Genomic DNA, 22,720 nt, shown 5'->3' with positions numbered 1-22,720 from the left:
TATTTCGACGCAATCGTACTCAGCATGTACGCATGGTACATCCGCATTAAAGCATGCCGGTTACGTTTATCCGGCGTCTTTCGACCGATTGCCTGAGGTAGCAGGTTAGGTGTGGTGCTAGCGTGCTTATGTCGCCGTACAACGCATTTGCTTTGTGATGCCAGCATTGGGTATCTCACCACAGGAAAGAGCACTCTGACGGCGCTAGCAGATTAGGTCATGAACCTGTTACTAACAAATGCTCTTACCTGTTGCGGGCTCCGTTTCGTGGAGCTGACGGGAAGGAGCGCCACTCTTCCACCTCATGCAAGATACCACCGCCACGATGACGATGTGTTTTGCTATCGGTATGAACGCAAAAAGCCCCGAGCTATTAACTCAGGGCTATTGAATGACTGCACTACTCCATCATTGGTTTCAGATTAAACAAATATCGCCACTTTGTAAAGTGTGATTTTCTAGATAATTCCTATTTAGTAGAAAATATTTACTAACGAGTGACTTTGCTCAACATCTGGTTTGCATATTCCTCCTGCTTAATGCACTCACCTACCAGGCTTTCGAAGAAGTCCTTATATGACCTTCTCCATGTGGTTTCTGGCACATCAATCAAGGTGGCGCAGATATACTGCCGAACGCTATCAGGCAGCAGCCGAGCATAACCTCGTCCATTGCAGCGTCCGCATGTTTTATATGCAGGAACGCCGCCATGTAGAATAGTTTTCTCTTTATCGACCACAACGCCTTTGCCGTTGCACTGGCATGCATTGGTCAGTACGCCCTTCCCTTTGCACTTATGGCACAGCACCTTCACAGTTTCCTTACGCTCAGTCAGGTACGGCTGCCCGATGCTTTTCATCGTCATTACTTCAGCATCGATAAACTTTTTGCCTTCACAACAGTCACAGGTTCTGGTGCTGGCAGCGCTGCGGGAATAGTCAGCAAATGCGAATGTTGCGAGCACTTGCATTACCTTTGGCTTAATATCATTTTCGAGCTTACGTAAGGCGGCAACCTTATCGCAGTGCTCAAGTGCATATTGGGTCAGCAGTTCAATAGCTTTCTCACGGTCATTGCTGCTGATTTCCATTTTCCCTAAAAACGCGCTGTAACCCAACGAGGCGCGACTTTGTGTCATACCCATGGCTGCCATCACGTCAGTGCCAGTTAACGTCTCTGAGGAGGTTGCACGCGGTGTATCGTTTATCTGCGTAGACTTCGCGAAGTGAAACTTGACTGCGTTTTCCAGGTTCATTTCTTTCCCCTCTTTTGTCGCAGGAATATCTTCATTTCGATTTTCACAATCTGGTAGGCGACCTTGGCGTTGGCGTACTTCCTGAGTAGGTAGTATGTATCTCTCATATCCCACATGCGCCATGATCGCCATTTCCATGAGTCAGGAATGACAGTTGAAAGAAGACTTAGCATCAGGCCGCCTCCGGGTCATGGTCTGGCTTATTCGTACCAAGCCGATTACGCACTTCCCGCAATTGCTCCCGGACAAAATCAAGACTGCGCTCAAGTTCTGATTCTTTCTCAATAAGAGCCATTTCTGTTTGCTGATCATGTTTACGCTGGAACTTTGCTTTCTCGATGCTTGTCACTGAGCACATACGGGTTCTCCTACTAAGCTGTCTAACTGGCGACGCATCATCTTCAGTGCTCCATCAGGAAAAGGCAGACGGGCTAAACCTGCGAAGATGGCGCGAATTTTTTTGTCGCGGATGCGCTTGAGTAACTCGGTTACTGTTGCGCGGATGGTTGCGTTAATCTTTCGGTCTTCGAGCTGGGCGAATCGGACGGATAACTCCACTGTCACCAGAGCGTCCAGATACTCTTCACAGACCTCTCTGCTTATGTCTGTCATGCTGCCTCCTTTCTCGCCCTGACCAGTTCGCGCAGCAAAGCCCTGTAACGCTTTCTGATGGCGTCCAGTTCTTCTCTGGTGTATCGGTGAGGGATGTTGTTGCTTTCTAGCGCCTCAACGCGTTCAGCGCCGATTTTGGCTATGAGATTTATGCGGTACTGCTGTTGGTTTCCTGACAGATGCACATTGCAGTGATGACATTGCGCATGGATATTGTCTTCGTGATACCTCAGGTGTGATGCCTTGCCTCTTGACCTAAAATGCCCCGCTTCCCACTGTACCGTTGTCCACGTTCCGCAGCTGATGCATGGCAAATACCTGTCTCTCTCGCGAATGTAGTCATTCACTACTCGCTGCGTCAGGTCTTCCCAGTGCTTTAGCGGCTTAACTTCTGCCTTACGCTCTCGCCACTTTGCACGAGCTTCCTTGTCACGCTTGCGTTGTTCACGCGCAGCAACTTCCGCATCGCGTTGCTTATTGAACGCAATGGCGCATTTGTAGTTGTGGCAGACTTTCTGGAGTGAACTTCGAGGGATGTATTCGGTAGAGCAGATTGGGCAGGTCTTAGGCTTCGGCGTTTTGCCTTTAGCCATTGGTCAACTCCTTCTGCCGCTCATCTTCGTGATAGAAGTCTTCTCCATCGATTGGCATCAACCAGTCAGATGGAACTGAGCAAGTCATGGTATTTACTATTTGCTTTCCTGGGAGGATACCTTTCAACATCTCTTCCGTTGCTGATTCAACAACCCAGGATGGCCTTTCGGCATTCTGTACAAATCCTCTAATCAACCCTAGATACTCTTTGAGGATTACTGTTCTCCCTATGTTTTCCTTAAGCAGACTATTAACAATAATCGCCATACCACCTACGCGTAAATCACTCATCATCTTCCTCCGTCATAAATCCGTTAGGGTCGCGATACGCTATTGCCAGTGATGCGCATTTTTCACAGCAATGAACCTCGCCATCTGATAGCTCCTTCGTGCAGCCTGCGCACAACGTTCGGCGTATGCTATGCTGCTCGTAGGATTGGGCTTCTGATTGGCTAATCATTTAAGCTACTCACTCTTTCAGCAAAGCAAATGTCGTCGTAACGCTTTTCCTCTTCCCACGCATCGAAATCAGACTGAGAAACTTCCTCTACGCGAAACACGACGCCAACTATTCCAGTGCATTTGTTAACGTACTCTCCCCCATCCTCCAGAGAGCTTTCGATTACCAGATCAACCGTTTCTTTCAGGCATACCAGCGCACACTTAAGGTCTTTGAAGTATCGATGGTCTGTCATGCAGGATGTAACGCGATATGTGATTACTTTCGGCTCACCCTCTCTGCGCTTTTGCTCTCTCTCAATAGCATTTCGCAAGTCTGCTAATTCATGTTTAGTTAGTTTCGAATAATCCATATCAATGCAACCTCGCTGTTTGTTCTGCTGGCTCAATGGAAATGACCAGGTCTTTGTCGCCTAACTGCCAGATAATTCCCTGCTCTTCTTCGTCCTCTGTCATAGCCTCCACATAAGCCATCAGGTAATTCATCATGATGTTTATGCCGTCGACTCCTTCGCTTTCTGCATCTTCCATGAGGTCAGAGAAACGCTCGATGTAGTCTTCTTCTGCGCTCATAGCTAACTCCAGATTCGTTGCTGATATTGACTCCTACCCTTTGGCTCGCTGGCGTACTCTGGCAATAAGGCTCCGACTATCCACAGGCGTGGGTCCGCGCTAAGGTGCTTGGTTGTTTGTACGTTTCGGGAGTGGTAGAGAGTGATTAGTTGGTTGGCTTCGTCGGTAGTCATTGGCGGGTGGTAGAAATACGTTCGCTTCAATCGTACCTCCTGTCAGTAAACTTGACGCTCTGACCTGTTGCCCATGCCATCGTATACTCAATGAGGCTCGCCATTCGTCCTACACTCATCTCTGCGCTGCTCTCGCGGATATTGACGTACTCACCCTCTAACCCGGGTACGACTTCAGCCTCCTGCTTCGTAGCGACCGCGTGACCGCTAATCAGCAATACCTTCCACTGCTCTGGCTTGAGTTGCTTTCCGCACCATGTGACCTGACGAGCGATATCTCCCAACATCGCGTGAAAACGTGCATTCTGGTCGAGGTTGCGCTTGTATTCAGAGATTCGAATGGTGATGGGTCGTTCGTTGTCGAGAGGTGATGCGAGGATGGCGTTTATAGCTGACTGCTGTTGCTGCTTACTTCGAAGGAAGATTGTTTGTTTCATCGCCACCACCACTCTATTGCGATGTGGCCTATCCAGAATGCTCTCATGGGGCCATCATGCCAGAACGAGAAATAGCCCCACTTGGCTTTCGGCTGCCACGATATCGAGATGTTCCAGCCAGGTAGCTTTAGCCTCATACTCACTCCTTCACTTTGATTCCAGCGGCGCGGACAAGTGGCGTCCATCCTTCTTGATGTGCTGTCTCGTGCATTTCATGCTCTCCGCCATCGAAGTCTCCTGCGCTAACCGCGTTACCGTATGCGTCCTGATATGCTGCAATTGGCTGTTGTTGTAGTATGTGCAAACCCACCTGGTATCCAGCCCACGCACCCTGAACAAATTCATCAACAAACTGTTCATCGCCATCATCATCAATGAACGTGTCTCGGCTCCAAAACGGTGGGAGCCATTCCAGAAAATGCTTTCTTGATTCGTCCATATTCCTCTCCATTACCTTTGTTTTCGCGGGAAGCAATTAATCCCTTCCAGAAACACGTAATACATAACCGAATGAAAGAGCGCGGAAATCGCTCCAACCATCCATAAACGCTCTGCCCTGTAGTGCCAGCTATAGTCGAATGCATACGACTCGTACTGGTAAAAAGCCAGAAGCATTCCGTACATAGCCAGTTGCCAGAGAGCATTCAGAAACCAATACTTTTTCGTACTCATCATTCCTCTCCATCAGCGTGCTGTGGTGTTAGGTTTTGGTTGGTAGTTGTTACCAACAACTCTAAAGCGGTCATATTCAACAAACATTGTTGGTAACGGCCATCGTTTTTTCGTTAGCGGCTTGGCCTTCGCATAGTTTGGTCCTGCGCTAATAACCAAGTAATGGTCTCCATACTTAATCGACTGTACTAACTGACCTGGCTTAAACACTTCGCACCTCTCTCAATCTCTGGTTGATAAATGCAGTCAGTGGGTTAGCTGCTCCGAAGTTAAACACCGGCTTCTTGCTGTATACCCATGCGTTCTTATGGCACCAGTCACGATGAAGCTCGCCGTTTTCATGAAGGTGTTTGAGCATCTTCGTTACGAGGCGCTTGTCGATTCCTGTTGCCGTGGATATCTCAACTGCCATTCCGGTTTCGTGCTCGTCCAGATAGCGCATGACAGCTTCTGTGCGCTCATGATGAAGCGATGCTAACCGGTAGTACTTAACGCTCTTACTGATGCGCTCAATCTCAATCTGACCGTCTGCGATAAGGTCACGCAGTAGCAGGTTGATGTGTGATTTCTGGCATCCCAGGAGTTTTGCGAATTGCGGTGCTGAGGTGGGAATGTTTGTTTCAAGGTGGTTGAGTATTTTGTCTCTTGTGTTCATGGATTATCTCCTAACACTCGTATTCATCCTGATAACTGCGTAATTCGTTTTGCACGAATGCGTATGGGTCAAGACCTGAGTGTTTGTTGCTGAAGTAATAGGTTTTCTCTGCGCCCGGGGCGTGGCGTGATTTAGTGCAGATGATTTCAGTGACGCCTTTAAGCTCTGTTTGCGGGTTGTATTTCTCATCGCGGTAGACCATGAAAATAACGTCTGCTTCCTGCTCAATAACGCCAGACTCACGCAGGTCAGAGTTAAGAGGCCGCTTATTCGCGCGCTCCTCGCACTTACGGCTCAGCTGAGACAATGCGATAACCGGGCAGCGCAATTCCTTTGCAAGGTTCTTCAGACCGGTAGCAATCTCACCAACTGACTGGTTCATGTTTTCCGGATTGGTCATCTTCATCTTCTGAAGATAGTCGACGACGATAACGCCAAGACCTCCGAGCTTCTTGTGCATCCTGCGAGCTTCAGCACGTAACTGGTGAATGCTTAGGGATGTTTTGTCGTTGATGTGGATAGGAGCTGTACCGAATTCTTCCATGCACTTTCCAACCTTTGCCCATTCGGCATCCTGATTCTTCCCATTCGTGCCAAGCAATCCCTCTTTGCTGACCCCGGCGCGGTGAAACGCGATGCGCTGAGAAATCTGCTCGATAGGCATTTCAAGGCTGAAGAACATCACAGGCTTCTTGCTTTTCAGTGCCACCGTCTCAGTAACCGTGGTGCTGAACATTGTTTTGCCAGTGCCAGGTCGACCGCCTACAACGATGAAATCTGTATTGTTGAATCCTCCAAACGCCTTGTCGATGTCTGTCAGTCCAAGCTCTGTCCGATGCTTCCAGATGTCTCCATTGATTATTGACTCAACCTCGTCAATTGCGATCTCAATTCCGTCGAGTATGTGTCGCGTGCCAGTATCGCTTGATGTTTCAATGCTGCTGAATGACGATTGTATCTCGCCAATGATGTCGGCCAATCCCTGTGTGGTAGGCTCTGTGAGCTTCTGTAGGCCATCGTTAAGCATCTGCATCATCACACGACCTGTAGTGAACTCCTTGAGCTTCTGGACGTATGCAGGGAGGTTACGGACCGATGGAACATCCTTCGTGCTTTCTGCCAGGTATGCAAATCCACCAACCTTATCGAGATCTCCTCTCGCCTCGATATCAGATGTCACTGTGAGTAAATCCACGGGAGAACCAATTGAGTTAAGGTTCTTAAGGGTTCTAAGCACAACCTTATGAGCAAACACCGTAAAATCATCTTCACTCAGGCACTCAATGGCATCGACAGCTGCGTCTGCAAACTCCTCCCGGGAAATCATGATTGAGCCGAGAACTGTTTTCTCAACGTATAAATCTACAAAGCGACTCATGCAGTGACTCCTTTACGCTGCTTGTGCTCGTTGATGGCCTGTTCGTACACAGAGCCCCAATTCTTCGGGTTAAGTATCCAGTCCAGAGTTAACCATGGCTGATCTCCTTTAGTCGTGAACAGCGATGATTTGCCTATCAGGTCGAATGCCATTCCCATGTGCTTAAGCTCACGCCAGTTTCCTTGTGAAGTTTTGCCGTTCCATACTGCTTCCAGATCGCGATGAGCAGGACGGCGACGATTCCATTCGTGAGGTGATACTGCTTTAACCGGGAATTTCTCGTTCCACAGAGCAATGATTTCTGCGTGAGGGCAAGCTGCAGGATTGCTTCCCTGTCCATCAGCCCAACCAAGAGCGTCTGAAAGGTATCCATCGAATCGAGTCATTCGGCAGATGTTATTCGGCTTCGGCGGGGTCTTTCTCGCATCCCAACAGGTAACAGCCCATTTGATTACCAGCTTAAGCTCATCAACGGAGTAACAAACACCTTTGGCTTTCACAGTGCTAAGGGCTTTCACAAACGCCTCAGGTGATGAGCATCTTGCCCCTGCAAGACCGTTGTAATAATCAAGACAATCCAGAGCGAGCGCTTCAATCCCCTCAGGGGGATTAAGGGGGGTTTTATTGTCTTTGGTAAGACTGTCTTTGGTGTCGGGTGATTTCGCCCAACTTGAAACCTTTTTTCGCCCAACTTTTTGGGTGATTTCGCCCAACTTTTTGGGTGGTTTTTTCGGGGTCTTTTTGAGAACCCATTTATCAATGCTGACATTCACACTGACCAGCTTGAATCCACCCACTTTCCTGAGGTTTATAATCTTGCGTTCTGCCAGAACATTCAGGGCTGCCGCTACATCTGAATCATCCAGATCTGTCACTTCAGCCAGGTATGTATTCGTTACCTTGTCCTCCGACTTATTCCAGCCAAAGGTGCAGTAGATAACGGCGTCCAGAACCTGATGTTCACGACCTGCAAGTTTCAGTTTTGGCTTAAGCTTCCCGATGTTGGTAGCTACACGCATGTAACCATCATCAAGACTCGCCACTTTGCGCTCCACTACCTCGCGTTGAGGTTGGTAGTCTGAAAACTTAACGACGCCCATTCTTCACTCCTGCTTTGGCTAGTCTGTAAACGCCAATAAGACGCTCTGCGAACGCCCGGTTATTGGCTGCTGTATTCACTAATCCTTCAGGTGAATCAGGGTGTCGAATCTCTTCTTTTTCCTGGTACTTTTTACGATTTCGCATTAAAATATCTCCTGTAGTTAGTGTTGTTGACGTAACACAGTGACTCAAAAATCCAATGTGATTTGCTCTAAACGCTCAGTTACCGCTGGGCGTTTTTTGCTTTCTGGCATCACAGCTGCAATAGCCTGTCTTGCCACTTCACGAATCAGGCTTGTCTCCCAGACTTTCTCCAGAAGAACGAACGTCACAGCCATATCGTGGATGTTTAATCGACTTACCTTTGAATCAGCCCATCCCGCCATCTTTGCGAAATTTGTCTGACCCATTGAAACGAGTCGGGCACGAAGCTCTGTCTCCACTTCGCGTACCTTTTTGCTGTGATTTGCTAGTTCCATTGATTAAGATTTCCTTAGTTAGATAATTGATATTTAGTACTTTTTATCGTGCACCATTGACAGTCATCCTTGACCACGCCGGGCACCCGACCATATACCGGGCCGTTCGGAACTAAAAGTACATTTTAAAAACGTGCTTATGCTGCTTTTCCGACTCGCTTAATCAGTGCGGTTGAGAATTTGCCGCCAGATGCACGAGAGATTTTTTTCGCGTAGTCAGTTTCATCAGTGAATTCTGTACGCGGCAATCCCCCTTTCTCCAGCCACTTGTAAACGGCTTTTGGAGTCAGGCCACAAACCTCAGCCACAACTGAAACACGAACGGTTTTGATAACGTCACCAAACGTAATGTCGCTCATGTTGTCTCCTGTGGTGAACTTGTAGTTCATATTATGACGGAACTGAAAGTACAGTCAATAAATAATATAGTTGAACTTATGGTTCAACAAAAAGAGCGTGATACTTTCTCGCAGAGGCTTGCGCTGGCCTGTGACAAAGCGGGATTGCCAGTACATGGGCGGCAGGCTGATTTAGCTGTCAGACTTAAAGTGACTCCAAAAGCAATCAGCAAATGGTTTAATGGTGAGTCAGTTCCCAGAAAGGAGAAAATGGAAGCCCTCGCAAGCGTGCTGGGGACCACAGCTGCATACCTACATGGTTATACTTCGGATGATGGAATCACGATTAACCATATGTCCAGGCTGTCAGATACCTACAGGGTGGATGTGCTGGACGTACAAGCCAGCGCGGGGCCTGGAACAATGGTGTCTAATGAATTCGTAGAGAAAATCAGAGCCATAGAGTACACGTCAGAGCAAGCCAGAAATCTTTTCAATGGACGACCTCAGGATTCCGTAAAGGTGATCACCGTTAGAGGTGACAGCATGGAGGGGACAATAAATCCTGGCGATGAAATTTTTGTTGATGTCTCCATTACGTTCTTCGATGGCGATGGTGTGTATGTGTTCGTGTTTGGAAAAACAATGCATGTTAAGCGCCTACAGATGCAGAAAAACAGGCTTGCCGTAATCTCCGATAATCCCGCATACGATCGTTGGCACATTGATGAAGGCGAAGAAGACCAGCTTCACATAATGGCTAAGGTCCTGATACGCCAGTCAATTGATTACAGACGCTTCGGATAAAAATAAATTCCTTTAAAGTTCATAAACTTGTGCGTTTGTGAACTTTTTTTACATTCAAATTGTACTTTTGGTACTTTACATGAGTGAACTTTGGGTACATTATTAGGCCATGTCGAACGGCGCGACATTAAACCATGCGTCGGGAGCGCGGCGGGTTCAGGAAGAACGGCAATGCTGCTCAACACAAACATTCTAAATATCCCTTACTTGAGAGGTATTCAGAATGTACTACAGCGATAAGTATCACAAAGATAAGCTTCACAACCTGATCACTTACAACCAAGAAACTGGTGAGTTTTTCACTCCTAGCGGAAAGCTGAAATCCATATATTTTGACTCGAAGGGATACGCATTCGTAAGCGTTCAAGGAAAAAAGCTACTTGCTCACAGATTGGCTTGGGCTCTGACACATGGAGAGTGCCCAAAGATGCATATCGATCATATTGATGGAAATAAAGCAAATAATCGCATCTCCAATCTTCGTATCTGCACGCATAACCAAAATCAACACAACCAAGGGATAAGGAAAACAAATAAAAGCGGATTCAAAGGAGTTTCATGGATGAAATCTGTCAATAAATGGCAGGCTCAAATCTGCTCTAACAGCAAAGTAAAACATCTTGGATTCTATAGCTCACCTGAAGATGCAGCCAAAGCTTACGATCTAGCTGCCATTGAGATACACGGTGAGTTTGCATGGACGAACTTTCCTAAAGAAAGCTATCAGGATGCAGCGTAATGAAAGCCTACTGTAAAAAGATTGACCGTGCATTTTCACGGCTGTCGGAAGGCTGTAGTGAGCGCGTCACCAAAGCCATTTCGCTTGCCGGAACGCGTCAGAAGGAAGTTGAAGGTGGCGCGGTGTGTCTGCCAGAAGTTGCGCTTTTCGCAGCTGGTCATCGTAAGTCTAATAACGTTACAGCGAGGTGATGTATGGCTTTGGACCACGGAGTGTTGAATTTACCTCTATCAAAGAGAGGTAATTTTCACAAGGAGTTAGATGAGCGCCTCGCTTCACAGAAGAAAGAAAGGAAATCTGCTTTTGATGCTGCTAAAGCCTCTAACGAAGAGGCCAGAAAAGAGGCGTTGAGACAATATAAGCTAATAGATGAAGTTCTGTTGTCGGCAGAGGCTCTGCGAAGAGGGATGAAAGTGCGTGAATTACGTGAAGTAGTCCGTTCCCTTTGCAATGACAGGCCTCGGGCAGCGCTAAAGGTTTTGGAGCTATTTTTACCGGCCGCATAATCGGCCTTATTTTGGCAGCAAGCCACAGAGGTGAATATGAAAGAGTTTAAGGGTACGCCGGGTGAGTGGTTCGTAAACAAGGTGAGTGACAAATTTATAGACGCAAGGCTGGAAAACGGGAAGCTGCAATCTGTCGCATGGTGCGGAGATGTGGACGTTGGGGACAGGATGGCAAACGTAAACCTGATAGCGGCAGCCCCTAATTTGCTGAAGGAACTGCAAAAGCTTCGGGAATACGTCATTAACATCTGCGACGTTGATGAGGAAGATTGCCATATCGAGCATCCGTTGATGTCGTCACGGGCAGCTATCAGCAAGGCTCTGGGGGAGGAGTGATGAAGGTAAAAATAACGAAGTCGAATACAAGTTTTGTCCGTCCGGGAGAGATAACAGATATCGAGACTCGCCCACATGGAAGTCAGTTTATGTGGTCTGAATTTTTTCAGCGGTACGAAAAGCTTTCCTGGGTAACAAACATGTGGGGTGTTGAGTACGAAGAGATACCTGAACCACCAAGCGAATAGCAGCTGATAGCTAATTCTCTGAGTTAGCTATTGGGTGTAATACCGCACCGTACTATCGGAGACGATTCGGTAGTGCTCTGTTAGATGGAATAATCCCTTGTTGTCTGATTTGCCGCCAGCAGTCAGGGCGGCATTCTTTTGCCTGGAGGAAAGTATGGGTGATATGGGTGAGTTCTGGCGTGACTGGAAACCAGAACTTAAAGAGCGCCGCAGGGTTGCGCGGAACTCAGCGCATGAAGGAATGAAGGCATTCTTTCAGCGTAATGGTGTTGAGTTTGAGGAAGGCGAAAACACTCTCATATTTCGCACACCGCAAGGGACAGTTGCTTATTACCCGCCAAGCAAGCGTATGCAGCATAAAAACACATGGCGAACGTGCAGCCCTACAGCATGCATGAATTACGTCAACAAACTAAGGGCCGCGTAACCAGCGGCTTTTTCATATCTGCATATCAACAGAGATTCACGAGTCTCTATCGCTATGCAATCACACACAACATAAGGAATCCCACGATGACATTTGCTATCGCGGGCGGTGCCGTCGTGTCCGCCTATTACCCAACCGAATCCGAATTATCCAAACGTGTTCGCCGTCTTATTCGTGCTGCAAGAAAGCACCTGGAGGGTTTATGTCACCAGTTATAAATCACAGCCTGCTCAAAGCAGCGCAGAGCAAAGCGGTTATCGCTCGATATCTAGGTGATGGTCGCATGTGGCAAGAGGCTCATGAAGCCATGAAGACTGCAATCAATCACCCGTGGTACCGCAAATCATGAGTGCACTGGCTTTCAGAGACATGACAGATGAGCAGTTCGCAAATCTATTTAGAGACATTGTGAACGCACCAGTTAACGACGAGCAGGAGACGCCAAATGCGCCTGACGATGACAGACAAAACAGAGATTAAGCAAATCATCGCGAGCTTTAGCGATGTTGACCACGCGAAGATTGATAAGCAGGTTGAGATGCTGTGCGCGAACATGCGACCGGTGCTCAACATGCTCGAATCACACAGACCTGATGACTACACGAAAGCAGCTGTGGAATGGCTTGGCGAAGACGACTGCAACTATCAGGAATTCGCTGGTGAGGTTATGTGGGACATATTCAGACCGCGCGTAGAAGTTGAGTATGCGATTGGCATATTCCTTCGTCGGCATATGTTTGAGGATGCAGCATGAGTAATATCGTTGAGTTTGTTAAGCAGCAGGAGCCGCTATTCTGCGGCGCGTTAACTGAGCAGACAGTAACATGGGCTAAGGAAAGCCAGTTCGCAATTCAGTACTTCCAGAAGAATGACTTCCTCGCCAAAGTCGCCCTTTCCAACCCTACCAGTGCGCAGAACGCGATTATCAACGTAGCAGCCATTGGTATCACGCTGAACCCGGCGAGCAAGCTGGCTTATCTGGTGCCCCGCGACGGAATGGTGTGCCTTGATATCAGCTATATGGGATTGCTGCACCTTGCGCAGTCTACAGGCTCCATTAAGTGGGGTCAGTGCAAACTGGTGTACTCAGCTGACACCTATGAGTCAAACGGCCTTGATAGCGCTCCTACGCACAAATACAACGCGTTTGGTGAGCGTGGCGAGGTTGTCGGTGGTTACTGCACTGTTAAGACCGCTGACGGTGACTACCTGACGGAGGAAATGAGCCTGGCAGAAATCAAGACGGTGGAAGGTACCAGCAAGGCAAAGATTGGGCCATGGAAGACGTTCTGGGAAGAAATGGCGCGTAAGACCATCGTCAAGCGAGCTTCGAAATACTGGCCTAAAGCACAGCGTCTCGATAACGCCATTCATCTGCTCAATGAAGATGAAGGGATGCATCAGGAGCCTGTAATGCCGCATAAGACAGAGGAAGATATTCGCGAAGATGAGCGCAAGCGCCAGCAGGAAATCATCGAGCACGTACAGGTGCTTTGTGACGATATGGCGAAGGCTGAAACTATGGATGACCTTAAGCGCATCTTCGCAGATGCATACAAGCGCACAGCCGGCATGAAGCTACAGCAGAATGTTCAGGCGATTTACTCAGAGTGCAAGTCAAAGCTGGAGGCGGCCAGTGAGCAAACTGTATGAGATTGCCAACGGTTACGCCAGGCTGATGGATTCAGACTTTGACGCAGACGAGATAGCCGACACGCTGGAAGGAATGGAGGGTGAGCTTACAGATAAGATAGAGCAGTTATTGGCTATCTGTAAGAACGAAACCGGATATGCAGAGCGCCTCAAGGAAGAGGCTAAGGCACTCAATGAACGCGCCGCAGTTATCAATAATAAAGTCGATAACATCATGGCCTACATCGCCAATTCTCTTGAGATGATAGGAAAGAAAAAGATTCGTGCTGGCATTCATCAGGTAACGGTCCGCGCTCCTGTAGAGTCTGTTGAAATCACAGATGAAGGCTCATTACCTCCTGAGTATGTTGAATACGTAACAACAGTTAAGGCCGACAAGCTAGCTATCAAGCATCAACTCAAAGCCGGAAATTCTATCCCGGGTGCGACACTCAAAATCGGTAAGCCATCCCTTCTCATCAAGTAACACAATGCAAAAACTAAACATCACTCCTGAAGAAATGAAGGCGGTGTGCGGCCATATGGTAGCTCCCCGCGCAGCTGACCATCTCGGACTTACGCTAGCCCAATTCTATTACCTAGCTCAGAAGTATTCGTTATCTACAGCCTGCACTCAAAGCCCGTGGAGCCCGCAAGACGAAGAGACGCTAGCTCGACTCTACCGTGATGGCTACCTGCAAAAGGACATCGCCGAAATGATGGGCAGAGGTTACACAGCTGTCAGGTCAAGAGTTACAAGGCTTCGCAAGCGAGACATGAACATGAGGAAAGCAGCATGAAACTTAATATCGAAGTTGGCAGTAAATACGTAATTACCGGAACTAAGTTTGACCTTGTTCTAAGCGAGAAGAAAACAGTAACAGACGAGAAGAGCAAGAACTTTGGCAACGAAATAGTCTCCCGCCTCGGATACTTCAGCACATTCGACAAACTGGTTAAAGAACTTTGCCACAAAGAGATTCTGGAATCAGAAGCGCAGTCACTGGAAGAACTGAAAACTCATATCGATGACCTGTCTATCGAGCTGGCAGAAGGCGTTAACGACTTTCTGGAGCGTGCACAATGATCGGAAATTACTACGACCCATTCATCACGCCCAATGAATTAATAGCCGGACACCGCTTCAAGCCCATCAACGATATCCCACGCGAAGAAATGCTGAAGCGGAATAGTTTTCCGCCAGTGAACGAGAACAAATTCCTGACAGCGTGGTTAAACCAGAGGGCGAAGAAATGAGCGTTACACGTTACGAATTGAAAACTAAATATCGCGGCAACGAATCATGGGATGATTTGGAAGAAAGTCCTGATGGAATGTACGTAAGCTATCAGGACTACGAGAAGCTGGCTGCGGAGAATGCGGGGATGAAGTCAGCTATCTCAAATACACAAGGAGCAATTGAATTAGCATGTGCAGGGATTAACGATGATCGTCGAGGGTGCGTATTCAAAGACATCCTAAACGCTGTCTACATGAAGACGCACAGCGAAACCCAGAATACAGACGCTTTCCTGGCTGAAGTGCGGGCGCAGGGCGTGGAGATGTTTGCACAGTGGTGTAGAGGTGAGCGCGATTTTACTCTCATTGATGAGGATATGTCTGATGCAGCGGCTTATGAAGAATGCGTAAAAAGAGCCGAATATTTTGCCGCCCAAATTCGCAAAGGAGTGCAGTCATGAGCGCTAAAAAAGCAGGATGGGCCAGACCTATCAACGCCAATAAGCATCACTACTTCTCTGAAGATGAAGTCACAAGCATCTGTGGTCGCTGGATGTACTTCGGCCATGACAGAGAGCCCGATACGTTCGAAAGCCCTGATGATTGTGCAGCATGCCGCCGCAAGCTTAAGAAGGAGGCCGCCCAATGAGCAACATCGACAAACGCGCATACGAAAAGCTGAAGGCGGCAGCAGCGAAAGCGGTCGATAACTTCGACCCGAATATGTTCGTGGAAACTCGCGACGTGCTGGCGCTGCTGGATGAGCTGGAAGCCAAAGACAAGCGCATCACCAAATTATCCACTGAGCGTGCAAAAGGCGTCGAAACATTACAGAGCGAACTGATACAGGCAAGAATCCGCGCTGAAGCCGCAGAGAAGCGGATTGCTGAGCTGTCAGCCAGCCACGGAAAACTACGTGAGGCAATGGCTGGCATTCACAACACAATCACGGCCGGAGGTGCTTACACGCCGCTGGCGGCAATTCTGAATGCATCCAAGCGCGCCTACGAAGAATCGGCCGCCGCAGCCGGTAAAGGAGAGTGAACGTGAAAAATTATCTCAGTAATTTAGCGAGCATGCTTCAGGGCATTGCAGGTGTCATTTCTGACGGCGAGAAGGTGCAGAGAGAGTGCCCTGCGCACTTAAAGTCAGCGTTGCTTGAAGCTTCTCACGCGCTGGATGGTCAATCAGTCAGGGTTAATTATCCGCCGAATGGAAAGCCTGAAATTGTTAATGCGCGCGGACACCATCGACCGCTTACCTTCCGGGAACGAGTGGCAATCCGCTTACTTGGTGGCAGGACGGAGATTCGCCCATGAGCACTATTACCAAAGAACGAGTAGCTGGCATCGCAAGCGGAGAAAAATGCTATACGCACGATGATGTAGTTGAGCTGGCGCGTCTCGCGCTGGCATCGCTCGAAGCGGAGCCGGTGGCGTGGAAAATCACCAGTGCTCAGGGCAAATTTATCGGAATTAGCAGCGAACCGCTTGATTACGATGCAGTTAAATACTACGAGCAGAAAGTAGAACCGTTGTACTCCGCCCCGCCAGTGCCGGTTTCGGTGCCTGATGAAGTTAGTTGGGAAGATGTGCCAGAGGAAATCACCGAAGACGATATGGCTCTTGCATCAGCATGGGCACATGGATTCAATCAGTGCCGTGCCGCCATGCTTCAGGGTGCCGAAAACGCCGAGACGCCCACCACCATGCAGACCGCGCCAGCTCTGGATTCTTCGCCAAAAATTGCCGGGTCGCCCAGCGGTAACTATCCGGTGATTCCGGATGGTTACGTTCTGATGCCAGTTGAGCCTACAGATGAGATGTGGCGCGCGGCTCTTGATGCTACTGGCATAATTGATTCGTATAAGGCAATGATCGCAGCAGCACCGCAGCAGGAGGCTGAATGAACGAACTCCAGAAGATGTGGGCTGTTGCATATCAGCAGTTCATCGATGGGTGTAAGGACCCTGAAAACCCAGGACAAAATCCCCCTCCATTGGTTCTTAGGCAAGCTAGAGAGCATGCAGATAAAGTTTTGGAATCATTGATTAAGCTTGGCAAAGAGGTGAAGTGATGGCCTTAACTCACAGCGAACTCTGCGTGCTGGCATGTAAGTTCCTTCAGAACAACGGCTTCAAAGTTGCGTTTCATGATCGATTTGTTGCCGCCGTGTCTACTGGTGAGCAGCCTGATGCGCTGGGGTTCAGAAATCTGGCCTCATGCCTGATCGAAGTGAAGTGTTCGCGCGCTGACTTCCTAGCTGACCGTAAGAAACCATTTCGCAGAATGCCAAGCGAAGGTATGGGAGACTGGCGATTTTTTATGGCCGAGCCTGGTTTTATTGAGGTGCATGAGCTTCCTCCAGGATGGGGCTTGCTTCATGTAAAAAATGGCCGTGTCTATAAAATTCACGGATGGCCAGGCAATGCCATGTGGTGCAATAAATCATCAAAGCCATTCGTCGCCAATAAGCAGGCAGAATGCGATTACATGTACAGTGCTCTTCGCCGCATGCAGGTGCGTGGCCATCTTGATCAGGTATATGACGGAATTCCAAGCTTCCCTCCTCCGGAGGTGGCCAATGCCTAACCCATTCGACGCATAACAAACCCGCACCCAGCGGGCTTTTCTTTATCCGGAGTCACCATGCACGCCAATCCAATTATCTGGCTCATAGTCGGAATCATGGCTATGAGCGCTATATCTTCACTCATTCACATGTCAGAGGGTCAACTATGGCTAAATTTGCTGTGGGCGCGTTAGTGCAGCTTAAGTCTGGAGGCGTCAGAGGGATGGTTGAGAGCCAGATTGAGCCGGATAGCGACCATCCGAAAGTGTGGGTGCGTTGGGATGACGGCAACTACTCGGTGCATCACGAACACGAACTTCGCTCGGCTACTGTTGATGAGCCTCGCGTGTATAAGAAATTAGCGTAAGGAGATGGATGATGGGTTCGAAGGAATATATCCACATAATCGCAGAAAAATTAGGCACAGCTATTTTGAAGTTCGAAGGCCCAATTTATGACGATCATTGCAGATTGGTTCATGAAGGACGCACATACAGAATTACATCCAGCTTGAGTGTTGAAAAAGCTTGTAATGGGCTTCTCTATTCAGATGAAGACTCTATGAGGCTTGAAATGAAGCTCAAGTCTAACGGATGGGATGGGAGAGGATTGCCGCCAGCCGGTGTAGAATTCGAGTACCTAAGAGGTGGCTTTGGCGCAGATGAAGGAAGATGGGTTAAGTGCACAATGAAATACGCTGGAGAGAAATTCTGCATAGTTCATCTTGATGGTGAAGGGGAAAGCTGGCTTAAGCATGAAGGAACGCAAATCCGCCCTATCCGCTCAGAAGCAGTTAAGAAGAAAGAGGCAGCCGTTTTTGCGATTGCTGAACTATGCCGACAGTCAGCCAGTAACGGACACTCAGCAGAGCTTATCTACGACGCTATCAAGTCAGGGAAAATCGTAATCGACTAGACCGCCGCAATGGCGGTTTTTTATTGGAGATAGATAATGAGCTATTGCCGATTCAGTTGCGACAACTGGCGCAGTGATGTTTATTGCTATGAATCTGAGCAGGGTTATGTCACTCACGTCGCTTGCTCTCGCGTTGTAGGCGATGTCCCGCCAATCCCCTTCTTCTTTGATGTGCCACAGAAAGAATTCTTTGATGCGGTCAGAGCACAAAATGAATTTATCAACTCAGCAGAACGAGAGCCAATTGGTCTGAAGCATGATGGCGCAATGTTCATAGACCGCACTCCAGACGAAATGATAGACCGGTTGCTGTCTTTATCCAGGGAAGGATATTTCGTACCGGTGAGCGCCATTGAGGCATTATCAGAAGAGATAAGAGAAAACGCATGATGGAATCACACAGCCTCACACTCGATGAGGCCTGTGCATTTCTCAAGATATCCAGACCTACCGCTACCAACTGGATTCGCACAGGCCGCCTTCAGGCAACACGCAAAGACCCTTCCAAACCTAAATCACCATACCTCACTACACGACAAGCCTGCATTGCGGCGCTTCAGTCTCCGCTGCATACTGTCGACGTGAGCGCGGGTGATGGCATAGCAGAGGAACTGAAATGTCACTATTCCGCAGAGGTGAAACCTGGTACGCCAGTTTCACATTGCCGGACGGCAAAAGATTTAAGCAGTCTCTTGGGACAAAGGACAAAAGGCAGGCCACGGAGCTTCATGACAAACTAAAGGCCGAAGCATGGAGGGTGAGTAAATTAGGTGAGACCCCTGACATGACCTTTGAGGAGGCTTGTGTCAGGTGGCTGGAGGAGAAGTCGCACAAGAAGTCACTGGACGACGACAAAAGCAGGATCGGATTCTGGCTACAGCATTTTGCAGGGATGCAGTTGAAGGACATTACAGAAACGAAGATTTACTCTGCCATTCAGAAGATGACAAATCGTCGGCATGAGGAAAACTGGAAGCTTATGGATGAGGCTTGCAGAAAAAAAGGGAAACCTTCTCCGGAATACAAACCAAAGCCTGCAGCGGTTGCCACAAAAGCAACTCACCTCTCATTCATTAAGGCGCTTCTCAGGGCGGCAGAGCGTGAATGGAAGATGTTGGATAAGGCCCCGATCGTCAAAGTTCCTCAGCCGAAGAACAAACGGATCAGATGGCTTGAGCCTCACGAGGCGAGAAGGTTGATTGATGAATGCCCGGAGCCGCTTAAGTCAGTCGTAGAGTTTGCGCTTTCTACTGGCTTAAGACGTTCGAACATCATCAATCTGGAGTGGCAGCAGATAGACATGCAGAGAAAGGTTGCATGGATTCACCCTGAGCAGAGCAAGTCGAATCAGGCCATTGGCGTGGCGCTGAATGATACTGCTTGCCGAGTACTGAAAAAGCAAATCGGCAATCACCACAAGTGGGTGTTCGTTTATAAGGAGAGCAGCACTAAACCTGATGGAACTAAATCACCAGTAGTCAGGAAGATGCGCTACGACGCTAACACTGCATGGAGGGCTGCATTAAAACGAGCGGGGATTGAGGAATTCCGTTTTCATGACCTGAGGCATACATGGGCGAGCTGGCTTGTTCAGGCTGGAGTTCCTATTTCTGTCTTGCAGGAAATGGGTGGATGGGAGTCAATAGAAATGGTACGTCGATATGCTCACCTTGCACCTAATCACCTGACCGAACATGCCCGGCAAATAGACTCTATTTTTGGATGTTCTGTCTCAAATCTGTCCCAAAGTGAAAATAAGGAAGGTACAAATGATGTGTAACTACTTGATATGACTGGTGCCGATAATAGGAGTCGAACCTACGACCTTCGCATTACGAATGCGCTGCTCTACCAACTGAGCTATATCGGCCCTGAGAGGCCGGTTACGAATGTAACCACGGGGCAAAAGGTTAGATCTATCCGGGTGATGCGTCAATGCCCTTTTGAATCAAACGGCTATTTTTGCATCACCCGTGATTATTTACGCACGAATCGTATCGTCACCGAAGCCGATCCACTTGTAGGTGGTCAGCGCTTCAAGGCCCATCGGACCGCGCGCGTGCAGTTTCTGCGTGCTGACCGCCACTTCTGCACCAAGTCCGAACTGGGCGCCGTCGGTGAAGCGGGTAGAGGCGTTCACATATACCGCCGAGGAATCCACTTCGTTCACGAAGCGATCGGCATTGCGCAGCGTGCGCGTCAGGATGGCGTCAGAATGCTGCGTGCCGTGTTCACGAATGTGCGCAATGGCGTCGTCAAGATCCGCAACAATCTTCACGTTCAGATCCAGCGACAGGAACTCGTCGTCATACTGCTCCGCTTTTACGGGAACCACGTTAGCCGGGCCACCCTGGAGCAGCGCGAGGGCGCTGGCATCAGCGTGCAGCGTCACCCCGCTCTCCGCCATCTGCTTGCTCAGAGCAGGCAGGAAGGCGCTCGCAATCCCCTGGTGCACCAGCAGCGTTTCTACGGTGTTACAGGTGCTTGGACGCTGGGTTTTCGCGTTAACGATAATCTTCAGCGCTGGCTCAATTTCGGCGCTGTCGTCGACCACGATATGGCATACGCCGATGCCTCCCGTGATGACCGGAATGGTCGACTGCTCGCGGCACAGCTTGTGCAGGCCCGCGCCACCGCGTGGGATCAGCATATCGATGTATCTGTCCATGCGCAGCATCTCGTTGACCAGCGCACGGTCAGGACTCTCAATCGCCTGCACGGCACCCGCCGGCAAGCCGCACTCTTCCAGCGCCTGCTGGATGACTTTCACCGTCGCGGCGTTGGTGCGCCAGGTCTCTTTCCCGCCGCGCAGAATGGCGGCGTTACCGGTTTTCAGGCACAGGGAAGCGACGTCAACCGTCACGTTTGGTCGGGCTTCGTAAATCACGCCGATGACGCCGAGCGGCACGCGGCGACGCTCCAGACGCAAACCGCTGTCGAGCAGCCCACCGTCGATCACCTGCCCTACCGGGTCGGCCAGATTACAAACCTGACGGACATCGTCGGCGATGCCCTTCAGGCGTGCCGGGGTCAGGGCCAGGCGGTCTAGCATCGCTTCGCTCAGGCCGTTTCGACGCGCCTCCAGCAGATCCTGCTCGTTGGCAAGCAAAATCTCCTGGGACTGTGCTTCCAGATAATCAGCGATTTTTTCCAGCACGCGGTTTTTCTCGCGGCTGGAAAGGAGCGCCAGTTTGTAAGAGGCGGCCTTCGCGGCTGCGCCCATTTGTTCCAGCATGTTCTGGCTCCTTAACGAATAATCATGTCATCGCGATGCACGGCAACCGGGCCGTATTCATAGCCCAGAATGGCGTCGATCTGCTGCGAGTGGTGGCCCGCAATGCGGCGCAGGGCATCGCTGTTATAGCGGCTTACGCCGTGGGCGATGTCGCGACCTTGAAGGTTACGGATGCGGATCACTTCACCACGGGAGAAGTTGCCTGTCACGCTTTTAATTCCTTTAGGAAGCAATGAACTCCCGCGTTCCAGAATCGCCGCCGTCGCGCCTTCATCAACGGTGAGTTCACCGGCAGGCGGTGCACCAAAGATCCAGCGCTTGCGGTTTTCCAGCGGGGATTCCTGGGCGTGGAAGCGGGTGCCGACGGAGACGCCTTCCATCACGTCGCCAATCACGCCAGGGCGGCTGCCCGCCGCGATAATGGTGTCGATCCCGGCACGGCAGGCCACGTCAGCGGCCTGAAGCTTAGTGCCCATGCCACCCGTCCCCAGGCCTGAAACGCTGTCACCGGCGATGGCGCGCAGGGCATCGTCGATGCCGTGAACATCGGCAATCAGTTCGGCTTCCGGGTTGGAGCGCGGGTCGGCGGTAAAGAGTCCCTGCTGATCGGTCAGCAGCAGCAATTTATCGGCACCGGCCAGAATCGCGGCCAGCGCAGAAAGGTTATCGTTATCGCCCACTTTGATTTCAGCGGTGGCAACGGCATCGTTTTCGTTAATAACGGGAACAATATTGTTGTCCAGCAGCGCGCGAAGGGTATCGCGCGCGTTCAGGAAGCGCTCCCGGTCTTCAATATCCGCACGCGTCAGCAGCATCTGCCCAACGTGAATACCGTAGATGGAGAACAGCTGTTCCCAGAGTTGAATGAGTCGGCTTTGTCCCACGGCGGCCAGCAGCTGTTTAGAGGCGATCGTCGCGGGGAGTTCGGGGTAGCCCAGGTGTTCACGCCCGGCGGCAATTGCCCCGGAGGTCACAATCACAATACGGTGCCCTGCGGCATGCAGCTGAGCGCACTGACGTACAAGCTCAACAATGTGGGCGCGATTTAGGCGGCGCGATCCGCCTGTTAACACACTGGTACCGAGTTTTACCACCAGCGTCTGGCTGTCACTCATGATTCTCTGCCGTTCAACGATAAGGGAAAGTAATGTCGAACGAACGTTTTAACAGGAGTCAGCCCGGTTGCCAACTGCCTTAGTGCATCACCAGGCACTTTGTTGCGCGGGATCAGGAAGCGTAGCGGCAGAATTTGACAAATTTATTACCGTAATAATAAATCACAGTTTTTTAAAATTATTCTTAGTTTGTCATAAAAGTTTCATTCCAGAACGATAAAACCCTTCCTGTTTTTTCACGGGACTTAAGCATCAGCTTATCGTCCAGCGAATTTTTAAAGCGC

General features: G+C 49.6%; 42 protein-coding genes and 1 tRNA gene. 25 read left to right on the top strand and 18 right to left on the bottom strand.

What is annotated here, in order from left to right:
- Nucleotides 1–490: 490 nt before the first annotated feature.
- The 15 genes from USG84_RS14650 to USG84_RS14580 all read right to left on the bottom strand — a co-directional run bounded on the left by USG84_RS14650 (nt 491) and on the right by USG84_RS14580 (nt 8,747).
- On the bottom strand, nt 491–1,255 hold the full coding sequence (locus USG84_RS14650) for an antitermination protein (protein WP_320738368.1): 765 nt from the start codon (nt 1,253–1,255) through the stop codon (nt 491–493).
- Between the two features lie 345 nt (nt 1,256–1,600).
- Nucleotides 1,601–1,867, bottom strand: coding sequence for a hypothetical protein (locus USG84_RS14645; RefSeq protein WP_320738339.1), 267 nt, complete (start codon nt 1,865–1,867; stop codon nt 1,601–1,603).
- Complete coding sequence (locus USG84_RS14640; RefSeq protein ID WP_320738338.1) at nt 1,864–2,460, bottom strand: recombination protein NinG; 597 nt, start codon at nt 2,458–2,460, stop codon at nt 1,864–1,866. The genes USG84_RS14645 and USG84_RS14640 overlap by 4 nt, the downstream gene beginning before the upstream one ends.
- Nucleotides 2,453–2,755: a hypothetical protein gene (locus USG84_RS14635; protein WP_320738337.1), complete on the bottom strand. Its 303-nt coding sequence runs from the start codon at nt 2,753–2,755 to the stop codon at nt 2,453–2,455. The genes USG84_RS14640 and USG84_RS14635 overlap by 8 nt, the downstream gene beginning before the upstream one ends.
- Nucleotides 2,745–2,921, bottom strand: coding sequence for a protein NinF (locus USG84_RS14630; RefSeq protein ID WP_320738336.1), 177 nt, complete (start codon nt 2,919–2,921; stop codon nt 2,745–2,747). The genes USG84_RS14635 and USG84_RS14630 overlap by 11 nt, the downstream gene beginning before the upstream one ends.
- Nucleotides 2,914–3,273, bottom strand: a complete 360-nt coding sequence (locus USG84_RS14625; protein ID WP_320738335.1) for a DUF5448 family protein — start codon at nt 3,271–3,273, stop codon at nt 2,914–2,916. The genes USG84_RS14630 and USG84_RS14625 overlap by 8 nt, the downstream gene beginning before the upstream one ends.
- Nucleotide 3,274: 1 nt before the next feature.
- On the bottom strand, nt 3,275–3,493 hold the full coding sequence (locus USG84_RS14620) for a hypothetical protein (RefSeq protein WP_151413769.1): 219 nt from the start codon (nt 3,491–3,493) through the stop codon (nt 3,275–3,277).
- Between the two features lie 199 nt (nt 3,494–3,692).
- Nucleotides 3,693–4,103: a recombination protein NinB gene (locus USG84_RS14615; RefSeq protein ID WP_320738334.1), complete on the bottom strand. Its 411-nt coding sequence runs from the start codon at nt 4,101–4,103 to the stop codon at nt 3,693–3,695.
- 139 nt (nt 4,104–4,242) lie between these two features.
- A complete protein-coding gene (locus USG84_RS14610; protein ID WP_320738333.1) occupies nt 4,243–4,542 on the bottom strand; it encodes a hypothetical protein in 300 nt (99 codons plus the stop codon).
- A 435-nt stretch (nt 4,543–4,977) separates the two neighbouring features.
- Entirely contained in the window at nt 4,978–5,430 is a 453-nt protein-coding gene (locus tag USG84_RS14605) for a transcriptional regulator (RefSeq protein ID WP_320738332.1), read from the bottom strand.
- Between the two features lie 10 nt (nt 5,431–5,440).
- A complete protein-coding gene (locus USG84_RS14600) occupies nt 5,441–6,808 on the bottom strand; it encodes a replicative DNA helicase (RefSeq protein ID WP_320738331.1) in 1,368 nt (455 codons plus the stop codon).
- Nucleotides 6,805–7,908, bottom strand: a complete 1,104-nt coding sequence (locus USG84_RS14595; RefSeq protein ID WP_320738330.1) for a replication protein — start codon at nt 7,906–7,908, stop codon at nt 6,805–6,807. The genes USG84_RS14600 and USG84_RS14595 overlap by 4 nt, the downstream gene beginning before the upstream one ends.
- The gene (locus USG84_RS14590; RefSeq protein WP_320738329.1) at nt 7,895–8,053 is read right to left on the bottom strand and encodes a hypothetical protein; all 159 of its coding nucleotides are present in this window, start codon (nt 8,051–8,053) and stop codon (nt 7,895–7,897) included. Before USG84_RS14590 ends, USG84_RS14595 begins: the two co-directional genes overlap by 14 nt.
- Nucleotides 8,054–8,097: 44 nt before the next feature.
- Complete coding sequence (locus tag USG84_RS14585) at nt 8,098–8,388, bottom strand: CII family transcriptional regulator (protein ID WP_023972039.1); 291 nt, start codon at nt 8,386–8,388, stop codon at nt 8,098–8,100.
- A gap of 137 nt (nt 8,389–8,525) precedes the next feature.
- Nucleotides 8,526–8,747: a Cro/Cl family transcriptional regulator gene (locus USG84_RS14580; RefSeq protein WP_221716920.1), complete on the bottom strand. Its 222-nt coding sequence runs from the start codon at nt 8,745–8,747 to the stop codon at nt 8,526–8,528.
- A gap of 78 nt (nt 8,748–8,825) precedes the next feature.
- Here USG84_RS14580 and USG84_RS14575 point away from each other — a divergent pair, with 78 nt between their 5' ends.
- From USG84_RS14575 to USG84_RS14460, 25 genes are all read left to right on the top strand, one after another.
- On the top strand, nt 8,826–9,533 hold the full coding sequence (locus tag USG84_RS14575) for a helix-turn-helix transcriptional regulator (RefSeq protein WP_221716949.1): 708 nt from the start codon (nt 8,826–8,828) through the stop codon (nt 9,531–9,533).
- A 223-nt stretch (nt 9,534–9,756) separates the two neighbouring features.
- Nucleotides 9,757–10,272: an HNH endonuclease gene (locus USG84_RS14570; protein ID WP_320738328.1), complete on the top strand. Its 516-nt coding sequence runs from the start codon at nt 9,757–9,759 to the stop codon at nt 10,270–10,272.
- Nucleotides 10,272–10,463, top strand: a complete 192-nt coding sequence (locus USG84_RS14565) for a hypothetical protein (protein WP_320738370.1) — start codon at nt 10,272–10,274, stop codon at nt 10,461–10,463. Before USG84_RS14570 ends, USG84_RS14565 begins: the two co-directional genes overlap by 1 nt.
- A gap of 3 nt (nt 10,464–10,466) precedes the next feature.
- Nucleotides 10,467–10,778, top strand: a complete 312-nt coding sequence (locus USG84_RS14560; protein WP_320738327.1) for a hypothetical protein — start codon at nt 10,467–10,469, stop codon at nt 10,776–10,778.
- A gap of 36 nt (nt 10,779–10,814) precedes the next feature.
- On the top strand, nt 10,815–11,114 hold the full coding sequence (locus tag USG84_RS14555; RefSeq protein WP_320738326.1) for a hypothetical protein: 300 nt from the start codon (nt 10,815–10,817) through the stop codon (nt 11,112–11,114).
- 342 nt (nt 11,115–11,456) lie between these two features.
- Nucleotides 11,457–11,729 (top strand): hypothetical protein, encoded by a 273-nt coding sequence (locus USG84_RS14550; protein ID WP_320738325.1) that lies wholly within the window; start codon nt 11,457–11,459, stop codon nt 11,727–11,729.
- An 86-nt stretch (nt 11,730–11,815) separates the two neighbouring features.
- Entirely contained in the window at nt 11,816–11,947 is a 132-nt protein-coding gene (locus tag USG84_RS24065) for a hypothetical protein (RefSeq protein ID WP_062676590.1), read from the top strand.
- Nucleotides 11,932–12,078 (top strand): host cell division inhibitory peptide Kil, encoded by a 147-nt coding sequence (locus tag USG84_RS14545; RefSeq protein WP_013098077.1) that lies wholly within the window; start codon nt 11,932–11,934, stop codon nt 12,076–12,078. Before USG84_RS24065 ends, USG84_RS14545 begins: the two co-directional genes overlap by 16 nt.
- Before the next feature lie 96 nt (nt 12,079–12,174).
- Entirely contained in the window at nt 12,175–12,483 is a 309-nt protein-coding gene (locus tag USG84_RS14540) for a hypothetical protein (RefSeq protein ID WP_151413621.1), read from the top strand.
- Nucleotides 12,480–13,382, top strand: coding sequence for a RecT family recombinase (locus USG84_RS14535; RefSeq protein ID WP_320738324.1), 903 nt, complete (start codon nt 12,480–12,482; stop codon nt 13,380–13,382). The genes USG84_RS14540 and USG84_RS14535 overlap by 4 nt, the downstream gene beginning before the upstream one ends.
- A complete protein-coding gene (locus USG84_RS14530) occupies nt 13,366–13,848 on the top strand; it encodes a siphovirus Gp157 family protein (RefSeq protein ID WP_320738323.1) in 483 nt (160 codons plus the stop codon). Before USG84_RS14535 ends, USG84_RS14530 begins: the two co-directional genes overlap by 17 nt.
- 309 nt (nt 13,849–14,157) lie before the next feature.
- Nucleotides 14,158–14,448 carry a DUF5405 family protein gene (locus USG84_RS14525; RefSeq protein ID WP_151413619.1) on the top strand — a complete coding sequence of 97 codons (291 nt, stop codon included), beginning with the start codon at nt 14,158–14,160 and terminating at the stop codon, nt 14,446–14,448.
- Nucleotides 14,445–14,618, top strand: coding sequence for a DUF2737 family protein (locus tag USG84_RS14520; RefSeq protein ID WP_320738322.1), 174 nt, complete (start codon nt 14,445–14,447; stop codon nt 14,616–14,618). The genes USG84_RS14525 and USG84_RS14520 overlap by 4 nt, the downstream gene beginning before the upstream one ends.
- Nucleotides 14,615–15,061: a hypothetical protein gene (locus USG84_RS14515; RefSeq protein WP_151413617.1), complete on the top strand. Its 447-nt coding sequence runs from the start codon at nt 14,615–14,617 to the stop codon at nt 15,059–15,061. The genes USG84_RS14520 and USG84_RS14515 overlap by 4 nt, the downstream gene beginning before the upstream one ends.
- The gene (locus USG84_RS14510; protein WP_151413616.1) at nt 15,058–15,249 is read left to right on the top strand and encodes a hypothetical protein; all 192 of its coding nucleotides are present in this window, start codon (nt 15,058–15,060) and stop codon (nt 15,247–15,249) included. Before USG84_RS14515 ends, USG84_RS14510 begins: the two co-directional genes overlap by 4 nt.
- Nucleotides 15,246–15,644, top strand: a complete 399-nt coding sequence (locus tag USG84_RS14505) for a hypothetical protein (protein ID WP_151413615.1) — start codon at nt 15,246–15,248, stop codon at nt 15,642–15,644. Before USG84_RS14510 ends, USG84_RS14505 begins: the two co-directional genes overlap by 4 nt.
- A gap of 2 nt (nt 15,645–15,646) precedes the next feature.
- A complete protein-coding gene (locus USG84_RS14500; protein ID WP_151413614.1) occupies nt 15,647–15,919 on the top strand; it encodes a hypothetical protein in 273 nt (90 codons plus the stop codon).
- Nucleotides 15,916–16,509, top strand: coding sequence for a hypothetical protein (locus USG84_RS14495; RefSeq protein ID WP_320738321.1), 594 nt, complete (start codon nt 15,916–15,918; stop codon nt 16,507–16,509). The genes USG84_RS14500 and USG84_RS14495 overlap by 4 nt, the downstream gene beginning before the upstream one ends.
- Nucleotides 16,506–16,676 carry a hypothetical protein gene (locus tag USG84_RS14490; RefSeq protein ID WP_320738320.1) on the top strand — a complete coding sequence of 57 codons (171 nt, stop codon included), beginning with the start codon at nt 16,506–16,508 and terminating at the stop codon, nt 16,674–16,676. Before USG84_RS14495 ends, USG84_RS14490 begins: the two co-directional genes overlap by 4 nt.
- Nucleotides 16,676–17,191: a hypothetical protein gene (locus USG84_RS14485; protein ID WP_320738319.1), complete on the top strand. Its 516-nt coding sequence runs from the start codon at nt 16,676–16,678 to the stop codon at nt 17,189–17,191. The genes USG84_RS14490 and USG84_RS14485 overlap by 1 nt, the downstream gene beginning before the upstream one ends.
- A 146-nt stretch (nt 17,192–17,337) precedes the next feature.
- Nucleotides 17,338–17,538: a hypothetical protein gene (locus USG84_RS14480; RefSeq protein WP_151413611.1), complete on the top strand. Its 201-nt coding sequence runs from the start codon at nt 17,338–17,340 to the stop codon at nt 17,536–17,538.
- A gap of 8 nt (nt 17,539–17,546) precedes the next feature.
- Nucleotides 17,547–18,086 (top strand): hypothetical protein, encoded by a 540-nt coding sequence (locus USG84_RS14475; RefSeq protein ID WP_151413610.1) that lies wholly within the window; start codon nt 17,547–17,549, stop codon nt 18,084–18,086.
- Between the two features lie 36 nt (nt 18,087–18,122).
- Entirely contained in the window at nt 18,123–18,476 is a 354-nt protein-coding gene (locus tag USG84_RS14470) for a hypothetical protein (protein WP_151413609.1), read from the top strand.
- A complete protein-coding gene (locus USG84_RS14465; RefSeq protein WP_320738367.1) occupies nt 18,476–18,826 on the top strand; it encodes a helix-turn-helix domain-containing protein in 351 nt (116 codons plus the stop codon). The genes USG84_RS14470 and USG84_RS14465 overlap by 1 nt, the downstream gene beginning before the upstream one ends.
- Entirely contained in the window at nt 18,748–19,866 is a 1,119-nt protein-coding gene (locus USG84_RS14460) for a site-specific integrase (RefSeq protein ID WP_320738366.1), read from the top strand. Before USG84_RS14465 ends, USG84_RS14460 begins: the two co-directional genes overlap by 79 nt.
- Nucleotides 19,867–19,880: 14 nt before the next feature.
- Here the strand turns inward: USG84_RS14460 and USG84_RS14455 are convergent.
- From USG84_RS14455 to proB, 3 genes are all read right to left on the bottom strand, one after another.
- Nucleotides 19,881–19,956, bottom strand: a tRNA-Thr gene (locus USG84_RS14455).
- A 111-nt stretch (nt 19,957–20,067) separates the two neighbouring features.
- Complete coding sequence (proA, locus tag USG84_RS14450; protein ID WP_151413065.1) at nt 20,068–21,321, bottom strand: glutamate-5-semialdehyde dehydrogenase; 1,254 nt, start codon at nt 21,319–21,321, stop codon at nt 20,068–20,070.
- 11 nt (nt 21,322–21,332) lie between these two features.
- Nucleotides 21,333–22,436, bottom strand: a complete 1,104-nt coding sequence (proB, locus tag USG84_RS14445) for a glutamate 5-kinase (RefSeq protein WP_320738318.1) — start codon at nt 22,434–22,436, stop codon at nt 21,333–21,335.
- Nucleotides 22,437–22,720 lie beyond the last annotated feature (284 nt).

The sequence above is a fragment of the Enterobacter sp. 168J2 genome (assembly GCF_034107265.1).
In the GTDB taxonomy this organism is placed as follows: Bacteria; Pseudomonadota; Gammaproteobacteria; order Enterobacterales; family Enterobacteriaceae; genus Enterobacter; species Enterobacter nematophilus.
Note: the sequence above shows the minus strand (reverse complement) of the source record. Positions and strands in the feature narration are given on the sequence as shown.

Bases quoted from the DNA above. Each gene is read 5' to 3' on its own strand.
- USG84_RS14650 (WP_320738368.1), bottom strand. From the start codon at position 1,255: ATGAACCTGGAAAACGCAGTCAAGTTTCACTTCGCGAAGTCTACGCAG.
- USG84_RS14645 (WP_320738339.1), bottom strand. From the start codon at position 1,867: ATGACAGACATAAGCAGAGAGGTCTGTGAAGAGTATCTGGACGCTCTG.
- USG84_RS14640 (WP_320738338.1), bottom strand. From the start codon at position 2,460: ATGGCTAAAGGCAAAACGCCGAAGCCTAAGACCTGCCCAATCTGCTCT.
- USG84_RS14635 (WP_320738337.1), bottom strand. From the start codon at position 2,755: ATGATGAGTGATTTACGCGTAGGTGGTATGGCGATTATTGTTAATAGT.
- USG84_RS14630 (WP_320738336.1), bottom strand. From the start codon at position 2,921: ATGATTAGCCAATCAGAAGCCCAATCCTACGAGCAGCATAGCATACGC.
- USG84_RS14625 (WP_320738335.1), bottom strand. From the start codon at position 3,273: ATGGATTATTCGAAACTAACTAAACATGAATTAGCAGACTTGCGAAAT.
- USG84_RS14620 (WP_151413769.1), bottom strand. From the start codon at position 3,493: ATGAGCGCAGAAGAAGACTACATCGAGCGTTTCTCTGACCTCATGGAA.
- USG84_RS14615 (WP_320738334.1), bottom strand. From the start codon at position 4,103: ATGAAACAAACAATCTTCCTTCGAAGTAAGCAGCAACAGCAGTCAGCT.
- USG84_RS14610 (WP_320738333.1), bottom strand. From the start codon at position 4,542: ATGGACGAATCAAGAAAGCATTTTCTGGAATGGCTCCCACCGTTTTGG.
- USG84_RS14605 (WP_320738332.1), bottom strand. From the start codon at position 5,430: ATGAACACAAGAGACAAAATACTCAACCACCTTGAAACAAACATTCCC.
- USG84_RS14600 (WP_320738331.1), bottom strand. From the start codon at position 6,808: ATGAGTCGCTTTGTAGATTTATACGTTGAGAAAACAGTTCTCGGCTCA.
- USG84_RS14595 (WP_320738330.1), bottom strand. From the start codon at position 7,908: ATGGGCGTCGTTAAGTTTTCAGACTACCAACCTCAACGCGAGGTAGTG.
- USG84_RS14590 (WP_320738329.1), bottom strand. From the start codon at position 8,053: ATGCGAAATCGTAAAAAGTACCAGGAAAAAGAAGAGATTCGACACCCT.
- USG84_RS14585 (WP_023972039.1), bottom strand. From the start codon at position 8,388: ATGGAACTAGCAAATCACAGCAAAAAGGTACGCGAAGTGGAGACAGAG.
- USG84_RS14580 (WP_221716920.1), bottom strand. From the start codon at position 8,747: ATGAGCGACATTACGTTTGGTGACGTTATCAAAACCGTTCGTGTTTCA.
- USG84_RS14575 (WP_221716949.1), top strand. From the start codon at position 8,826: ATGGTTCAACAAAAAGAGCGTGATACTTTCTCGCAGAGGCTTGCGCTG.
- USG84_RS14570 (WP_320738328.1), top strand. From the start codon at position 9,757: ATGTACTACAGCGATAAGTATCACAAAGATAAGCTTCACAACCTGATC.
- USG84_RS14565 (WP_320738370.1), top strand. From the start codon at position 10,272: ATGAAAGCCTACTGTAAAAAGATTGACCGTGCATTTTCACGGCTGTCG.
- USG84_RS14560 (WP_320738327.1), top strand. From the start codon at position 10,467: ATGGCTTTGGACCACGGAGTGTTGAATTTACCTCTATCAAAGAGAGGT.
- USG84_RS14555 (WP_320738326.1), top strand. From the start codon at position 10,815: ATGAAAGAGTTTAAGGGTACGCCGGGTGAGTGGTTCGTAAACAAGGTG.
- USG84_RS14550 (WP_320738325.1), top strand. From the start codon at position 11,457: ATGGGTGATATGGGTGAGTTCTGGCGTGACTGGAAACCAGAACTTAAA.
- USG84_RS24065 (WP_062676590.1), top strand. From the start codon at position 11,816: ATGACATTTGCTATCGCGGGCGGTGCCGTCGTGTCCGCCTATTACCCA.
- USG84_RS14545 (WP_013098077.1), top strand. From the start codon at position 11,932: ATGTCACCAGTTATAAATCACAGCCTGCTCAAAGCAGCGCAGAGCAAA.
- USG84_RS14540 (WP_151413621.1), top strand. From the start codon at position 12,175: ATGCGCCTGACGATGACAGACAAAACAGAGATTAAGCAAATCATCGCG.
- USG84_RS14535 (WP_320738324.1), top strand. From the start codon at position 12,480: ATGAGTAATATCGTTGAGTTTGTTAAGCAGCAGGAGCCGCTATTCTGC.
- USG84_RS14525 (WP_151413619.1), top strand. From the start codon at position 14,158: ATGAAACTTAATATCGAAGTTGGCAGTAAATACGTAATTACCGGAACT.
- USG84_RS14520 (WP_320738322.1), top strand. From the start codon at position 14,445: ATGATCGGAAATTACTACGACCCATTCATCACGCCCAATGAATTAATA.
- USG84_RS14515 (WP_151413617.1), top strand. From the start codon at position 14,615: ATGAGCGTTACACGTTACGAATTGAAAACTAAATATCGCGGCAACGAA.
- USG84_RS14510 (WP_151413616.1), top strand. From the start codon at position 15,058: ATGAGCGCTAAAAAAGCAGGATGGGCCAGACCTATCAACGCCAATAAG.
- USG84_RS14505 (WP_151413615.1), top strand. From the start codon at position 15,246: ATGAGCAACATCGACAAACGCGCATACGAAAAGCTGAAGGCGGCAGCA.
- USG84_RS14495 (WP_320738321.1), top strand. From the start codon at position 15,916: ATGAGCACTATTACCAAAGAACGAGTAGCTGGCATCGCAAGCGGAGAA.
- USG84_RS14490 (WP_320738320.1), top strand. From the start codon at position 16,506: ATGAACGAACTCCAGAAGATGTGGGCTGTTGCATATCAGCAGTTCATC.
- USG84_RS14485 (WP_320738319.1), top strand. From the start codon at position 16,676: ATGGCCTTAACTCACAGCGAACTCTGCGTGCTGGCATGTAAGTTCCTT.
- USG84_RS14480 (WP_151413611.1), top strand. From the start codon at position 17,338: ATGGCTAAATTTGCTGTGGGCGCGTTAGTGCAGCTTAAGTCTGGAGGC.
- USG84_RS14475 (WP_151413610.1), top strand. From the start codon at position 17,547: ATGATGGGTTCGAAGGAATATATCCACATAATCGCAGAAAAATTAGGC.
- USG84_RS14470 (WP_151413609.1), top strand. From the start codon at position 18,123: ATGAGCTATTGCCGATTCAGTTGCGACAACTGGCGCAGTGATGTTTAT.
- USG84_RS14465 (WP_320738367.1), top strand. From the start codon at position 18,476: ATGGAATCACACAGCCTCACACTCGATGAGGCCTGTGCATTTCTCAAG.
- proA (WP_151413065.1), bottom strand. From the start codon at position 21,321: ATGCTGGAACAAATGGGCGCAGCCGCGAAGGCCGCCTCTTACAAACTG.
- proB (WP_320738318.1), bottom strand. From the start codon at position 22,436: ATGAGTGACAGCCAGACGCTGGTGGTAAAACTCGGTACCAGTGTGTTA.